This window comes from Burkholderia sp. AW49-1, assembly GCF_053427845.1.
In genome coordinates this window covers 46,969-63,656 of record NZ_JBSAXF010000002.1, presented here as the reverse complement: position 1 = coordinate 63,656, position 16,688 = coordinate 46,969, and the positions used below count along the sequence as shown (strand labels likewise).

The following is a 16,688-nucleotide window of genomic DNA, read 5'->3' as shown; positions in this document are numbered from 1 at the left end:
CCCGAATCGAATGTGGCAACGGCTCAATCATCACGCCATGTGGCACCGTGCTGCGACCTCTCGTTCAAGGGTGGCCCGCCAGTGCCTCAGCCCCGCGCAATTCGCATTCCGCGTACCGCGTCGAAGTAGACAACATATGGCTCTGACCACGCGGGCGCTGATGCTGTTTTCTCGGCCCGGCCGTCCGCGATCCAGAATGAGATTTTCCCGCCCTGCCGCCAGTTCCCCGGAAAGTGGAAGGTCTCCCAAGTCCTCTCTGGACCCGACATCGCAAAATCGCGACGCTCGATTTGATCGGGAATGCCCGTCCACTGTATGGCGCTCCTGACGCTCACATATTGCATGGGGGAGCGCATATGTTTTCCCGTCACCCGCAAGAGCCTGGATTGATCGGGCAGTTTTGCCCCGTCGGGTATCACCTGCCCGGTGATGAAGTCACATACTGTGAAAAGACCCAGGTCTGATTCGTCTGCGTAGGTCGCCGTCAACGTCCATGCTTTCGAGGACGGGATCCTGTCACCCGCGCCGGCGTGGCCGACTGTCAGCCGGTATTCCCGAATGTCCTCAATGCGGAAACTGGTTTCCCAATCCCCACTGGCCGACACGGGCGCCACCGCCATCCGTGTCTTTCCTTCACTGTAGACACCCACCCAATTCGTGTTGCGGGGCGCCGCACCGGATATCGAGACGAACGGCGTCGACGTCGTCGCCCCGTCGACAAGCACATCGTTATTCGCGTCCTTCACTGAAGTAATCTTCAGCATGGCGCCTCCGCGCAATGATGTGAAACGCGCGCCTACTCGCGCGCCAAGTACAAATCGAACACTCAGGTAACCGAGCGACGCGGCATCGCCTGATATTTCGCATCAGCTCTCGATGCGCCGTTTGGCGTGAATCAAGCCGGTCAATACGGTTCGATCGCCGTCAATGGCGCACATCGCCACCTGATGCTTGCACGCCAGAGAACGCGTCAGGACACGGCCGCGGTAGGTTGATCCTGCAGATAATTCTGCAGGTATTCCGCAAATTCCGCCCGCACCTCCGGGTGGCGCAGCGCAAACTCGACAGTCGCCTTCAGGTATCCCAACTTACTGCCGCAGTCGAATCTCGCACCGAAATAGCGATAGGCAAGCACCTGCTCCTCCGCCAGAAGCGACTGCAACGCATCGGTCAACTGCAACTCGCCCCCGGCGCCCGGCCTCAAATTGCGAATATGCCGGAAGATCGTCGGCATCAGCACATAGCGCCCCACCACACCGAAATGCGACGGCGCATCATCCGGCGCTGGCTTTTCGACGATGCCCGAGAGCTTGATCACGTTGTCTCCCCACATTCGGCCGTCAACGACACCGTACGAACGGCTGTCCTCGCGCGCGATGGTTTCGACGCCGACAATCGAGCTGTGATAGTGGTTGAACACGTCGACGAGTTGCTTCACGACTGGCTGCGTACCATGCAGCAGGTCGTCCGCCAGGATCACGGCAAACGGACTGTCACCCACGAGTTTTTCCGCGCACAGCACCGCGTGCCCCAGACCCAGTGCCGTAGGTTGACGCACGTAAAAGCAGTCCACGTTGGCCGGCTTGATATTACGTACGATATCGAGCAGTTTCTCCTTGTTGCGTGCTTCAAGTTCCGCCTCAATCTCGTAAGATTTATCAAAATGATCTTCGATGGCGCGCTTGCTACGCCCCGTGACGAAGATCATTTCGGTGATGCCGGCATCGATTGCCTCTTCGACCGCGTACTGGATCAACGGCTTGTCAACGATCGGCAGCATTTCCTTCGGACTGGCCTTGGTGGCCGGCAGGAATCGCGTCCCGAGGCCGGCAACGGGAAATACCGCTTTGGTGACTTTCAGCATGGTATGCCTTCTCACATCAGTTGAAAAATCCCGACTGCAGCAGTCAAGCCCTCAATCGCGCACCTTAGTAAGCTCCATCTAGTAAGCTCCATCGCGATGCAGCACCACGCCGACCGTCTTGAACAAGATTGCGATGTCGCCCCAAAGCGACCAGTTCCTCACATACCAAGCGTCCAGGAAAACACGCCGGGCGTAATCCGTGTCGTTTCGACCGCTGACCTGCCAGAGCCCGGTCATCCCCGGTTTCGCCAACAGGTAATAGGCCGCGTCGTCGCCGTAGCGTTGAATTTCCTTCTCCACGACAGGCCGAGGTCCGACAAGGCTCATGTCACCACGCAGCACATTCCAGAGTTGCGGCAACTCATCTAGACTGGTTTTACGTAACAACCTGCCTATCGGCGTGATTCGAACATCGTTCTTCAGCTTGAAGTCCCGTTCCCACTCGGCTCGCGCCACCGGATCGCGCTCGAGCAGCGCCCTGAGCATGTTATCCGCGTCAAGCACCATCGAACGAAATTTCAGGCACTTGAATTTTTTCCCGTTCTGACCGATCCGCGTGTGACCATAAAATGCCGAACCTCCATCGCTCGCGACCATTACCACAAGGAATGCAAATACGGGGAGCAGCATGATCAGCAGGCACCCACCGGCTACCACGTCGAACACTCTCTTGAGCACTTTCGCCGAGAACCGCGCGAGATTGTTCTGCACGCGCAGCATCATCACCTCATGGCCAAAGAAATAGGACACGTCCGTTCCGCTCAACGGCACACCGCGCATCGGTGCCATTACCGTTACCTCACGAATTCCGCACTGCGTGAGCTCACGGACCCATGCGTTGCGAAGCTCTCGATCATCGGGCTCCAGCGCAATCACCACCTGCGCCCCCGACAATGTATTGAGCGTGAATGGCGAGAGCCCGGCCAGCACGGGTACATCTCCGATAAACTTCAGATCGGCTCGCGCGTCTGGCGCGACAAAGGCGACCACATCCGCGCCTAGATACGACTGGCTGGACATCACCCGCTTCGCTTCCATCGCAGCGTCACCACAGCCGACAATCAACGTCGCCCGTTTCCACAGGTTGGCCAGGTCCAGGACCTTCTTCGTCAACATGCGAAATGTCGGAACAAGGATGAATGCGCCGCTCCAGGTCAGCGCCCACCAACCTCTCGAAAACATGCCTTTTGTCAATGTCGTCAACGCAAGATGAACAACCGCGAGAACCACAAGTGTTTCGAATACTTCCCTCAGCTCACGCCAGAACGGCCGACGAAAGCTGTAGTGCCGCACTCGCAACCAGAACCACGCCGTTCCGGCAAACGAGAGCACCAGATACACCATCATCGGCTGTTGGCTAATCGCTTTCCATACACTGATCTGCGGTTCGCTTGCGAAAGTCCCGAGCACACGAGTCGTGATGAGCAAGGCCACGGCGAAACCCAACACATCGGCGGCAGCCATCGCGACCTTGATGGTCAGAACCGGGAACGGGCGGAGCTCAATTTGCGGCACTGACAGACTACCAATACCAATGGTTGAATTCACTTTACCTTTCCTCACATCGACGTAGGTACGGTTGCCCGGATTTCAATCCCTATTACACAATAAAACTTGCATCACTCAATTTATCCAACGTATTCTCAACAATTGCAAAAATCAAAACAATTATCACATCGTCAATTAATTAAGCCATATTTATTATTCGCATACCTAAATATTGATTCAGATCTACTTGATTGAATACGTCATCATTGAACCAGCCACTCATTCAGGATCGCACGCGTCGGTGTCACGCGCCCCATCGTTCTTGGATGATCCTATTTTTTTTCACCTTCAGGTTCGGTTCGGATTCGCACAGAAGGCGGAGCGCGGGAGCGTCTGCCGTACGCACGCATGTTCCGTGACCGCCGTGAAGACAGGCGATATCTCGGCTTCAGTGCGTTATGCGATATCACCCTGAAGCAGGTCGCGCAGATACTTTCCGTACGCATTCTTGGCCAGGGGCATCGAAAGCCGTTGCAACTGCTCGGCGTCGATCCACTTCCTGCGAAACGCCACTTCCTCCGGGCAGGCCACCATCAGGCCTTGCCGTTTCTGCATTGTGGCGACGAAATTTGCCGCGTCTGCCAGTGAATCATGTGTTCCGGTGTCGAACCACGCGTAGCCACGCCCCATGATCTCGACATGCAGCTTCTCGCGCTGAAGGTACCGAAGGTTGACATCGGTAATCTCCAACTCGCCACGAGCTGAGGGTCGAATATCGGCTGCAATGTCACAAACGTGGTGATCGTAGAAATACAGCCCTGTGACCGCATAATTTGAACGCGGCGCAAGCGGCTTCTCTTCAATAGACAGCGCCCTGAAATGCGGGTCAAATTCGACAACACCGTACCGCTCGGGATCGCGGACGTGGTATGCGAATACCGTTGCGCCCTCGGTGCGCTGGTTGGCAAGATCCAGCTGTGTCACTTGGTCGTGGCCGTAGAAAATATTGTCACCGAGGATCAATGCAGACGGCGCACCGCCGACAAACGACCTTCCGATGATGAAAGCCTGTGCCAGTCCGTCGGGCGACGGTTGTTCCGCATACTGCAGGTTCATGCCCCAGCGACTTCCATCGCCGAGCAATTCCGCAAAGCAAGGCAGATCTCGTGGTGTCGAAATCACCAGCACGTCCCTGATGCCCGCAACCATCAACGTGCATAATGGGTAGTAGATCATCGGCTTGTCGTAGACGGGCAGTATCTGCTTGGACACGGCGTGCGTGATCGGATAAAGGCGCGTACCTGAGCCGCCAGCGAGAATGATTCCTTTACGCATTGCTTTCGCCCATCAGATTGAAAACGACGCCGAATGACGTAGCATCGGCACCCCAGTACCTTGGCTCGTTGATCACCGAAACCCTCCGCAAGAAATCGAATTGCTTTGCGCACAGTCCGTCGTCTCGCCCTGACGGGCGCGCCCGCCCATGCGTCTCACCTGTTGCCGCTCAATGCGCGTCCGACAATCCGCGCAGACGCATACCCTCGGCAATGCCGCGAAGGACACTTCGCCGGCCCGCCGGGGTAAAGCGCACGCACTTGGCCAGCATGGCCGCAACCGAATAGGATTGCGCGATCAGGGAATAGGGGAAGCCCAGGTTCTTGCGACTGAAGTAAAGACGATTTCGTGTACAGTAGAACAGGCTGAACGGACTCTCGTCGCCACCGGTGGAAAAACTCACCTTGTGAGCGACGACCGACGCCGGTACATACCCGAGGTGAATGCCAGCATGGTTCATTCGCCATACGAAATCCGTGTCATCGTAATAGACGAAGTAATATTCATCCATCATGCCCACGCGTTCGAACACACTTCGGTGCAACGCCATGAAACAGGTGGGTGCATATTCAGAGGAGCCCGGATCGTCAAACTGTCCAATATCCTCATCGCCATCTCCCCGGTGTGATGTGATCGCCTTAACGCGCGAAATCGTACCCCCGGCACACCAAATCCGATTGGTCCCGTGATACAGCATCTTCGGGAACGTCGCGAGCGATGACGTACCCACCTTGATTGGTTGTAGCAGGTTTGAAATCGTATTCGGATCGCGGAACTCGACGTCATTGTTGGCCAGCAACACGTATTCACAATCGTCCGAGAGGGCCATTTCGATACCCTGATTGTTGCCCCGTGCCACACCCAAATTCGCATTGCTGAACACGACCTCCGCAGGTATCCCTGCTTCAAATGCCAACCTTCTGGCCATGACGCTACCGCTATCCTTTGGACTGTTATCGATCACATAGAGCTTGATCTCCACATTGACCTGTACTTTGAGACTTTCGAAAAAGTCATGTAACACATCATCAGATTGATACAGTACGGTCACCACGCCGACCAGCGGCTTTGCATGCTTCTCGTCCATCGCACCCCCTCCATTCACGCGTCGACCTGGCTCGCTTGGTACAACCCCTTTGACAACATTTCGACAATGCTCTTGTCATAATTGTCCGGTTGCACTTCTTGCTTATCGACCCAGGCGGCAAAGCGCGCAATGCCATCGTCAAATTGTACTTTCGGCTCAAACCCAAGAAATTCGCGAGCCCGCGTCAAATCGGCGTAGTTGTGACGAATATCGCCTAGGCGAAATGCACCCGACACCGTAATCGGCACATTGCTTCGATAGAGTTCCCGCAGCTTTCGCGCGACGTCGATCACCGCCGTTCGTTGCCCCGAGCCGATGCCAAATACCCGGCCGTTCGCACCCGGATTCATCAGAGCAGATTGCGTCGCGTCGACGACATCGTCGATGTATACGAAATCCCGACTCTCGTTCCCGTCTTCGAATACATTGATTTCGTTTCCGTTTCTGATGCGCGTCGAGAATATCGAGAGAATCCCCGTATACGGATTCGACAGCGATTGACCCGGGCCATAAACATTTTGATATCGGAGCGCAGACGCGTCGATTCCGATGGATCGACAGACCGTCATCACCATGAGCTCCTGGTCGTACTTCGTGATCCCGTATACCGACGATGGATGAATTTTTGAATCCTCGTCCGTCGGAAGACATTCCATGAGCTCACCCGAAACTGGGCAGATATAGTCGAACCGACCCGCCAGCAAATCCCGCTCGTCGCGCGCATCGGGATAGACGATGCCGAGCGCGGGCGAACGGTACTTTCCTTCCCCGTAGATCGCCCGCGACGATGCAACCACAACCTTACGCACGGTGTTGCCCCGATTCTTGACGAGAATATCGAGGATCAGGCCGGATCCCCCGACGTTCACATCGATGTAGTGACCAACCTCATACATCGACTGGCCGGTGCCCGTTTCCGCGGCAAGATGGACAATCGCATCCTGACCAGACATCGCACGCTCCAGCGTCGCACGATCGCAAACCGACCCTTCGATGACACGTACCGCACTACCCAGCGAGCGGAACAGTGCCGAATTGTTGTACGGGTCTGCACCATGAATCTGCTGCGATAGATTGTCCAGCACGGTAACCGTCGCGTTCTGATCGACGAGCTTTCTCGCCAGGTGCGACCCGATGAACCCGGCACCGCCAGTAATGAGGATTTTCATGATGCGCATCGCTCCCAGGATTGCGTTTCAAGGCTGTATCTTCTAATGACACGTGCCGGATTTCCGGCCACCACGCAGTAGTCAGGCACGTCGCGCGTGACGACGGAATGACTGCCTATCACCGAGTGGCGCCCGATTACGACATTTGGCAAAATGATCGAGTTGAAACCGATAAAACTGCCTGCGCCGATCACAACCCGATTGCCCTGCATACGCAGACGCATACCGATGCGTACCGGATCTTTAACATCCTCAAAAGGATGTTCGACATCCACAATTGCGCACCCTCCGGTTATCGTCACGCGGTCCTGAATTTCTATCGAAGAGCCGCACACGATGTGGACATTCTGCTCGATATTGACGTCGCTTCCGATTGAAAGCTTAGGTGTCGCGTACGATTCATGCACAACCAGCTCGATTCTGGCTCCCGAGCGAATCAGGACCCTTTCACCAAGGTATGCATAATGGACATTCGACAGAAAGCACGGTCTAAAAATCACACTTCCCTTTCCAATTCGCCCGAACACGTGGGGATACCAGAGTCTCGCCTTCAATCTGAAATAGCCATACTTCAGTGCATTGATTCTGTCTATCCAGCGCAACTCCCCAAGCTTCACAATACTTCTGGCAAATACGCTCATACGTGGATCGCCGAACGTGCGGCCACCTGTTTGGCGAGTGCGTACAGCGAGCGAAGCACTTTCGGTCGATGACGCATCGCGTACAGAATTTGTTGCTTCACTCCGACATCCGCGAATTCGGTACTCTTCTGAATGCAATGCTCGAACTGATCATAGAAGCCATTTTCCAGGTATAAAATAGCTGATCGCAGCAGAATACCCGCTCGTCCTCGATCGACGATCTCCGGTTTCATGCCGATCGCTTCGGCCATGTTGCAGGTATGCATCAAGTCCGAAATATTGGTTTCGTGACGTGCGGGATTACGTATGACCGTCGATGTGAAACCTTGCGGATTTACACGATAAACACCCAGGTCCTGATCCAGATATGCCGCACGGCTGCCGTGCAGGCACTGAACGAGATTGGCCACATCGGCGACCACCTTGAGCTCGAGATCGACCGCGTAGCGCCGTCGCAATGCCCCGCGAAACATGACCGAACTGGTGAAAAAAAATGGCCCGTGCTCGATCAGGTATTCCGCATCAAACACCACCGGCTTCATGCGGGCCAAAGGGAAGACGACGGGCTCACCCGTTAAGGCATCGACCGTCCGCATCCGGTGCACCACCATGCCGAACTCGCGTTGTGTTTCGAGGAATTCAAACTGGCGCGCGAGCTTGCCTGGCAGCATCAGATCGTCCCCGTCAATCGTGGCAATGTATTCGCCTGATACACGAGCCATGACGTCAGCGAGATTACGGGAGTATCCGATGTTATGTTCGTGTGTAACGAGCGTGATGACATTTGGATGCGTCGCACGAATCGATTCGATCACCTCGACCGACTTATCGACTGATCCATCATCTCCGACGATGATTTCGAACGGCACATCGATTTCCTGACTCAAAACACTTTCGAGGCATTGCCCAATATAGCGCTCAAGGTTATAGCATAGGATTACTATAGATATGATCGGCCGATCAGCCTTCTGAATGGAAACTTCACTCATCTTCGACCTCTCAGTTCATTGCGAATCTTCCCACCAGATCGCGCGCCTTTCGTTGAGAAATTGGCGACACTACAATCGTCGCGGCTACCATCAACAGCCACATGCAGAACAACATAAAGAACAATGTGACACGCCCGTCCTGAGACGGCGCGCCGTAGTGAAACCCGATGCCCAGCAGTCCGGTCACCGCAATGCGGGCCATCAGTCCCCTGTACCAGACCGGGTTGATGCCCGGCAAAAATCTGCGATGTACTACGCCTACCCAGACAAACAACTGCAACACATTGACGGCAAGCCATGTATAAGCCGCGCCTCGCGCCCCGTAATGGAACGCGCCAAACAGAACCGCGGGCACAAGGATCACGACGAACCCAAGATTGCCCTTGATATGCAACGACAAGTTTCCGTCCGCATACTGAATGAGAAAGGACAAGCCAGCGATTGCCGAACATCCATTTCCAAGGGCATAGCATTGCAAAATTTTCAACGCATCCGGATTCACCGGAAGGGATGGAGACCACATCGCGAAGACCATGTCGGGTACGCTCGCGAACAGGACCGCTACAGGAATGACGATGATCATCATGATCTCGCTGGCAAGAAAATATCCCGGCACAAGCGAGCCGGAGTCCCGAGCGCTATCGGCTGAAAATTTGGGGGTAAACGACTGCTGGACTGGACTTGCAAGCAACATAATTCCGCTTGCTAGAAGCGTAGCCATACTAAATACACCGAATTCTGGCAACGGCAAGATCTTCGACAGGATGATCTTGTCCGCCTGCGTCGACGTGGCCCACATCAGCGCCGAGAATGCAATCGACAGCGACAGTCGCGCTCGCGCTATCAGAACCTCACGCGAGAACGTTCGCGAGAACATCGAAGCTCCGATCGCCCTGCCAAGCAAGACGCGCATGGTCAACGCCTCACCCACGATTGCAGCCAATTGCCACAGGAAGAACAGGTCTACGCGTGGCCACACTGCAATCAACGGAACCACAAGGACAGCTCGAATCACGGAGAATATCGAGATGACCAGGTTCAGCGAAGTTTGCCGGTCAATGCCGACCATTCCCCCGCGGTAAAGCGAGGACAGCCAGCGTGCCGACACGGTGAACACCATCATCACGAAGGCCACCTCGATTTCATGCGCTGGCAACGCTTTCGCCTTGAGCCATGTACTTGCGAAAAACGGTGCCGAGAAGAACGACAGAACAATGAGCAGTGCGCACATGGCGCAAACGAACTTCTCCAGCGACTGCAACAGCGTTCGCACTTCGCTCTTTTCCGCATCGTTGCCCGCGCGGGCCAGCTCGCGACACAACGTAGGCGACAAACCCAGATCAAGCAATTGGACCCAAGCGATCAGTACTGCATTGAACGCAATCAGGCCGTACGCTTCTACGCCGAGATGACGTACATAAACTGGCACCATGACCATGCCAAGAACGACGGTAACAATCTGACCTACGTAATTTGAAATCAGGCTGCGCTTGAGCATCGTCGTGGGTAGATGAAGTTCCGGAATTTTATCGAGTGATTCGATGTTGACTTACTAAGATCATCGACATCGACACTACTAGGAGAAATTAAACATCCGTCAAGCGCGGTGCGATGGATACGACTTAACGGTCCAACTAACCTCCTTCGCCAATTGCGATGTCGTTGTGCTGATACAGCCAACCAACTCACTCGCCCAGACCTGTCGCCTTATCAAGCTGCTTGTTATCCCCGCGACACGTATCGATCCGAACCAGGCAATGCAAATTTAGTGGCGCAAATTCATCGAGAATGTACGGATTCGCACACTGCCCAGTCTGTGCATGGCGCTGCTTCTTTGACAGATATCGCGCGCGGAGGAAAAATGAAGGCAACGGCAGGTAGCCGCCGTTGCTGCTTTGACCGACGCAGTGGCTCCAGCCATGCGGACCGACCATTAGTGCGATATGCCGCACCTGATTAACTGGGTCGATCGCACCGGCCTCGACGCAACTTGCTCAGATAAACCTGGAGATCCCAGAATGCGCTGACGATCCCGATCGCGCACCGAGATGGAGCAGGCTGGGGCTTCGGCCATGCCCGCAGCAATGCACCAGGACGGCCTCCAGATGATCGCGTTCATCTGACTAGGTTGCGATCCGAGATATTTCGATCGGAAGGTCGCGATCGCACGACGACTGCGTCGATCCACGCAATCACCGTCACGGTAGCAGCAATAGTTCGAACAGCGCTGATGTGCTGCCATGCACGACTGATTCTGATGAACTGCTGGAATCTATGGATAGCACTCGGCCTCGAAAAGCCGCTTGCCTTCCGCATCTTTTGCGGCCAATACGGGTTCAGATTCGAGCGGCCAGTCAATATTGATTCTCGGATCGCTCCACAGGAGGCTCCTCTCATACTCTGGAAACCAGTAATCTGTCACCTTGTAGACGAATTCCGCCGATACCGACAGTACGATAAACCCATGCGCAAATCCTGGTGGAATCCAGAGCTGTCTATGATTTCTAGCGCTCAATTTTACCCCAGCCCATTTACCAAAGTTCGGAGAACTAATTCTCAAATCTACGGCGACGTCGAAAACCTCGCCCGCGATCACGCGCACAAGCTTGCCCTGTGGACGAACGATTTGATAGTGAAGACCGCGCAGAACACCGCGCGTCGAACGCGAATGATTGTCCTGAACAAACTCGAACCCTTGCGCGACACCCTCCTCGAATTCGCGTGCATTAAAACTTTCGAAGAAGGAGCCGCGTCCATCGCCGAACACGGTCGGCTCGATGATCTTCACCTCGGGAAGTACGGTCGATGTCACGTGAATAGCCATGTTACCTTGCTCCACGTGCAGACCTCGGTCAATCTCCGAAAGCCCGAAACCGGCAACCGCGCTGCCGCTTCCAACTGCTTGGTGACCGCCTGATTATGACTGCCTTTCATAGTTGCCCGCCTCCCGTTTCCACTCCTCGCCCGATGCAATGTCGTCGACCCATGCTTGATTGTCCAAATACCAGCGCACCGTCTTTTCCAAGCCGGTCTCAAACGTCTCTGCCGGCTCCCACCCCAACTCAGCCCGCATCTTGCTTGCATCGATCGCGTAGCGCCGATCGTGACCCGGCCTGTCCGGGACCATCTCAATCTGGTTCCGATATGACCCGAACGATTTCGGTCTGAAGCGGTCGAGAATACCGCACAGCGCGTGCACGACTTCCAGATTGGTGAGTTCATTGCAGCCCCCGATGTTGTAGGTCTCCCCGGGCGCACCTCCCGCCAGCACTTTGCGGATCGCGCTACAATGATCGCCCACGTAAAGCCAGTCTCGGACGTTCATTCCGTCCCCGTATATCGGTAGCGTATTCCCCTCAAGGGCCCGCACAATCAGCAACGGAATCAGTTTTTCCGGGAACTGGAACGGCCCATAGTTGTTCGAACAGTGGGTAATCAAAGTTGGCAAACCGAACGTGTGATGCCACGCTCTCACCAGATGATCGGAGCTCGCTTTAGTGGCCGAATAGGGGCTATTCGGTGCATAGGGCGAGGTTTCGGAAAACGGTGCATCTGCCGGTCCCAGAGATCCAAATACCTCGTCCGTCGAGACGTGGAGAAAGCGAAATGCCGTTTTCTCGCCGTCAGGCATTCCCACCCAGTACCGATGTGCTGCTTGCAGTAACGTGAAGGTGCCAACAACATTGGTCCGAACGAATTCCCCCGGTGCCGTTATCGACCGGTCAACGTGACTTTCTGCTGCAAAATGCACGATCGCCCGAGGCCGATATCTGTCAAAAATTCGATCCATTTCATCTCGGTCACAAATATCGGCATGAGTAAACATGCATTTCGAAATCTTCCCGAAATTCCGCACCGCCACGCAACTTCCTGCGTAGGTTAGCTTGTCTATATTCACCACCGCCTCGGACGTACCATGCCCCCAGTCGATCACGAAATTTGAACCTATGAATCCCGAACCACCCGTCACAAAAATCATGAAATGCTCCCGATCGAGTCCCCCTCTGCCTACGAAAATCAATTCGCAACCCAGAAGTTAACCTCAGCTAAAGTGGGAAATATTTATACCGCAAACCATCCTTAAATTATCGCAACCAATCACCTATAAAGGCAGATCCAGACCATCCGGCCCATATTAATCAATCGTCATCCCACTTAAGTATGCGCGACCAATAAACAATGGCCATATTGGAAAGATCAGTGTGTTCGCAACGGAAGACCTCGCACCTGGCGCGCGTGAAAGCGTTTGTTCGGCGCCCGCCCCACCTGCAATGCGATGGGTCGATCGAAGTCAAGTCTGCTCTTCTGACAGGAAACCCATGTCTTGTCGGCTAGCCGACAAGACAGGTTTTTACAGATTTTTCACTCAACGCATCGAGGTATTAGATAGTCACCACCGCACCGCCTCAGTACGATTTCGCACATTATCCATTTTCCGACTACATTCGGCGATCACGAATACATCGGCCATATCCTGACCTGATCTAAACTACTATCTGGTCATGATTCAGGTAAGCGGACGTGTAACCATAGCTACGCCTTTCACTGCGCCGCAACGGCACGGCGTTGAAGACGGCACCGACTATCCAAGCGCCGGCACGCTCGAGTCTGGTGACGGTTTCTTCGATTTCTTCTTCCGTTTGCGTACCCGAGCGGAGCACCAGTACGGTCCTGCCCGCACGGTTTGCAACGATTGCGGCGTCGCTCACAGCAAGAAGCGGTGGCGTGTCTATGATCACCAGATCGAAGCGCCGCTTGAATTCTTCGAGCAACGATTTGAAGCCAGGCATCGTCAGTAGCTCGGACGGATTGCTCGGATACCTTCCGCAGGAAAGGAGCGACAAGCCAGGAATACTGGCCGTCTGGATCGCCTGATCGATATTCAGCCTTCCTGCCAGCAACTCGGCAAGTCCCCCGGAGTTGGATTTTCCAAAGAATGAGGCCAGCCTGCCGCAGCGCATGTCAGCGTCCACGAGCAAGACCCGTCTTGTCGTTTCTGCTTCAAGTACGGCAAGATTGGCGGCAACAAAGCTCTTCCCAGTTCCGGGCGTAGGGCCGGTCAACACAACTACACTGTCATCGGCTTTGCCTGTTTCGTTAAGGTGCAATGCCGTGCGGACACCTCGCAACGCTTCGACGGTCGTGTCATGCGGGAAGAGGCGAGAGAGCAAATAGTGCGAGCTCGCGGGTAATGTACTTTCCTCGGGCGGGTTTTCAACGCGGTGGTTGCTGGAAAGCAGCAGCGACGGGTGGCGATGACTCGCTTCTTCAGCTGGTTTGAAGGTAAGCCTGCGAGGCATCGTATGCCCGAGCCGCACCTGCTCTGCGCTGAAGAGAATCGATCCCAATACGGGCACACGCATGGTCCGTTCGATGAATTTTGAATCGGTTACGCCGGTCAGGTATCGGCTACGGGCACATACGAACAAGCTACCAAGCATCAGGCCGATACCCACGCTTGCAGCCATGACGATTGGGACGGCGGGAGACACCGGGTCGGCCGGACGAATTGCGCTGTCGACGATGTGCACGTCGCCAGTCGTGCCCGCGCGACGTACGGTCAACTCCTCGGCCTTGTTGACCATCGCAATATAGATCGCCTCGGCCACCTTTGCATTGCGGCTCAAATCCGCATTCGTCCGTTCCGATGCCGGCATACGGGTAAAGCGGGAATCGAACTGTGCCTTTGCAGCATTCAACTGCGCGAGCTGCTGATCGATATTGCGCATCGGTGCGCTGTCTGGTGTGAAATTTTGCAACATCTGCGTGCGTTGCAACTGCAGCATGGCGATCTGCCGCTCGATGTCAATCCCCCCTTGCAGGTAGGACTGAGCTTCCGCCGTAGGCCGCAACGAGCCGACCGAAGCCTCATACCCCATCAGGGTGGTCTCGGCCTCGCGCAGTTCCTCGCGCAATCGCGGTAGTTCGTTGTTGATGAAGTCAAGCGTCTTGCTGTCATTTGCCCGGCGCTCGGCAATGGTCGCCGCCACATAGCCCTGCGCGATCGCGTTGGCAACATTGGCGGACACTGCAGGGTCGTTGCTGTCGAAGGTAATCTGAACGATACCGGTCTCCCGTCCTTTCTCGACGATCTTGAGGTTGCTTGAAAATCGCTGCAGCGCGTTGATGCCATTCCAGGCCACGACATCGAATTCCGTATGCGGCCGTGCGTCAAGTCGTTTGACCCGTATCGATATTCCACCGGCCTCGATCCGTTCGCCGACCTTACCGCTCAACAGGACCTTGTCACTGGTGTCAAACAGCTCAAAAGTCCCATTCTCCAGTGCGCGCAGGCGGAGTTTCTTGTTCTCGAGATCCGTCGGAACGTGCAGCGAATCGATATCGATTCGCTCTCCTCCCCACGCATAGGAATCGAGCCCGAGCCAGGCACGAGACGGCTCGCCCGGTGTCGCGAACTTGCGGGCAATCGCACCAAGGAGCGGCACGCTGTGCGGCTTGACCGTGACGTCATATCCATAGTGGGTCAACACGGGGTCGAGTACCCTGCGGCTCTGCATCATGCCGATCTCGGCATCGGTTCGGGGCGTTTTTTGTCCCAGCACCAGTTGCCCTTCAGGCGCGAACCCGAGTGCGTTGCGATCCTGAGCGTCAACCCGGATCACGGCGCTCGATGAATATACGGGCGAAACCAGCCAGACGTATGCGCCAGCCAGCATCACCACGACGAGGGTGATACCTGCCACGGTCCACAAATGGTCACCTAACAGGCGGATCACGCCTCGTGCATCTGGTGCGTCTTCGGGCACCCCGCCAAAATCCCGGGCGTTGAAATTCGGAATGTTCACGTTGGTCGTTCCTGTAAGCCTTGATCGTTTGAAAGGAGATTCGTGACGGTGCTCGGCTTCATCGGGTTGCAGCGTAAAAGAGATACATGCTGGTCACCGTCGGCAGAAGCTGATCCAGCAAGCGGTTGAGTCGAGCAATACTCGCCGTGCCCACGTAGACCACATCGAGCGGCTGAAGGTTGAACTGTGTGGATAGCAGGATGGCGTCGACCTGGGTCATGTCGAGCCGGTATATGCTCGGCTTCGTCGGATCATTCGGAGTACGCCGAATGACCAGAATCTGACGCGGCTGCGCACTCTGGGGGTTGATGCTGTTGGCATTGGCTAGTGCATCGGCAAGCGTCAGCCGTCCCTTGTCCATGAATAGGGTCTGCGGCTTCGAGACTTCACCGAGCATGAACACGCGGCTCGCGTTGTGATCCGGAACGTAGACGATGTCGCCCGTCTCTAGAGCGATATTCTGCGAAACGTCGCCGCGATCGAGTGTGCGCTGAACGTCCAGCACGTAGGTCTTGCCACCACGGGTGAGTTGTACGCGTTGCAGATCCGCATCGGCGAGAGAGCCGCCCGAGCGCGTGATCGCATCGAGTACCGTGAGCTTCATATCTGTTATTGGAAGCGAGCCCGGATTTTTCACCTGGCCGGCAAGCTGGATCTGCTGGCTGCGAAACTGCACAACGCGTACGTCGAGCTGGGGTTTGACTGCATACCCCGCGAGCTTTGAGGCGAGTAATGCGCCGATCTGAGCCGTTGTCCTGCCGGCTACGTGTACCCGCCCCAACGTTGGGAAATAGATGGTTCCGTCAGCCGACACGCGCTGGCCGTCCGGTGTAACCTGCACGCCCGGGCCACCTGAACCCGTTCCGGAATTCGCGTTCTCAAAGGGCGGAAGCGGTATGGTGGCCGCGCCACTGACAGTCAATTCCGGATGCCCCCACACCGTAATTCCCAGGATATCGCCATGCCCGACACGGTAGTCATCAGACTGACGGCGCGGTGCATGGGGCAGCCCTGCGGTGTCGGATTCGCTGAAATGAGCCTGCTTGGAAATGACATTGGCATCAATCAAATTGACGGAGTAGACCGGTGGCGTTGCGTTTCCCGTCGTTGCTTCCTGCATTCGCGATGCATCAAGGTAAGGGCCTGGTGCGAACGTGCAGCCTGCCATCACCCAACCTGCCAACAACGCGAGAATCCTGCCCGTTTTTCTCATGATGGTTATCCGGTAACAATGTGCCAGTTGGACTGGGAATGAATCGCCGAGCATCGGTGGTGTGACCAGTCGACTTTCGGCCGTGGAGACGTCTAC

At 55.6% G+C, this 16,688-nt stretch carries 13 protein-coding genes; all 13 read right to left on the bottom strand.

The window, feature by feature from the left end; all coding sequences use genetic code 11:
- Positions 1-86 precede the first annotated feature (86 nt).
- The gene (locus ACV22W_RS05090) at positions 87-764 is read right to left on the bottom strand and encodes a hypothetical protein (RefSeq protein ID WP_448018170.1); all 678 of its coding nucleotides are present in this window, start codon (positions 762-764) and stop codon (positions 87-89) included.
- A gap of 206 nt (positions 765-970) precedes the next feature.
- On the bottom strand, positions 971-1,864 hold the full coding sequence (gene galU, locus ACV22W_RS05085) for a UTP--glucose-1-phosphate uridylyltransferase GalU (RefSeq protein WP_448018169.1): 894 nt from the start codon (positions 1,862-1,864) through the stop codon (positions 971-973).
- Positions 1,865-1,942: 78 nt separating this feature from the next.
- Positions 1,943-3,328 carry an undecaprenyl-phosphate galactose phosphotransferase WbaP gene (gene wbaP, locus ACV22W_RS05080; RefSeq protein WP_448018428.1) on the bottom strand — a complete coding sequence of 462 codons (1,386 nt, stop codon included), beginning with the start codon at positions 3,326-3,328 and terminating at the stop codon, positions 1,943-1,945.
- A gap of 480 nt (positions 3,329-3,808) precedes the next feature.
- Positions 3,809-4,687, bottom strand: a complete 879-nt coding sequence (gene rfbA, locus ACV22W_RS05075) for a glucose-1-phosphate thymidylyltransferase RfbA (RefSeq protein ID WP_448018168.1) — start codon at positions 4,685-4,687, stop codon at positions 3,809-3,811.
- A 169-nt stretch (positions 4,688-4,856) separates the two neighbouring features.
- Entirely contained in the window at positions 4,857-5,774 is a 918-nt protein-coding gene (locus ACV22W_RS05070) for a glycosyltransferase family 2 protein (RefSeq protein WP_448018167.1), read from the bottom strand.
- A 14-nt stretch (positions 5,775-5,788) separates the two neighbouring features.
- Positions 5,789-6,943: an NAD-dependent epimerase/dehydratase family protein gene (locus ACV22W_RS05065; RefSeq protein ID WP_448018166.1), complete on the bottom strand. Its 1,155-nt coding sequence runs from the start codon at positions 6,941-6,943 to the stop codon at positions 5,789-5,791.
- Complete coding sequence (locus ACV22W_RS05060) at positions 6,940-7,584, bottom strand: acyltransferase (protein ID WP_448018165.1); 645 nt, start codon at positions 7,582-7,584, stop codon at positions 6,940-6,942. The genes ACV22W_RS05065 and ACV22W_RS05060 overlap by 4 nt, the downstream gene beginning before the upstream one ends.
- Entirely contained in the window at positions 7,581-8,573 is a 993-nt protein-coding gene (locus ACV22W_RS05055; protein WP_448018164.1) for a glycosyltransferase family 2 protein, read from the bottom strand. Before ACV22W_RS05055 ends, ACV22W_RS05060 begins: the two co-directional genes overlap by 4 nt.
- A 10-nt stretch (positions 8,574-8,583) precedes the next feature.
- Positions 8,584-10,071, bottom strand: coding sequence for a lipopolysaccharide biosynthesis protein (locus ACV22W_RS05050; RefSeq protein WP_448018163.1), 1,488 nt, complete (start codon positions 10,069-10,071; stop codon positions 8,584-8,586).
- Positions 10,072-10,845: 774 nt separating this feature from the next.
- Positions 10,846-11,397 carry a dTDP-4-dehydrorhamnose 3,5-epimerase gene (gene rfbC / locus ACV22W_RS05045; protein WP_448018162.1) on the bottom strand — a complete coding sequence of 184 codons (552 nt, stop codon included), beginning with the start codon at positions 11,395-11,397 and terminating at the stop codon, positions 10,846-10,848.
- Positions 11,398-11,490: 93 nt separating this feature from the next.
- Positions 11,491-12,552 (bottom strand): dTDP-glucose 4,6-dehydratase, encoded by a 1,062-nt coding sequence (gene rfbB, locus ACV22W_RS05040; protein ID WP_448018161.1) that lies wholly within the window; start codon positions 12,550-12,552, stop codon positions 11,491-11,493.
- Between the two features lie 505 nt (positions 12,553-13,057).
- Entirely contained in the window at positions 13,058-15,379 is a 2,322-nt protein-coding gene (locus ACV22W_RS05035) for a polysaccharide biosynthesis tyrosine autokinase (protein ID WP_448018160.1), read from the bottom strand.
- 58 nt (positions 15,380-15,437) lie between these two features.
- Entirely contained in the window at positions 15,438-16,592 is a 1,155-nt protein-coding gene (locus ACV22W_RS05030) for a polysaccharide biosynthesis/export family protein (protein WP_448018159.1), read from the bottom strand.
- Positions 16,593-16,688 lie beyond the last annotated feature (96 nt).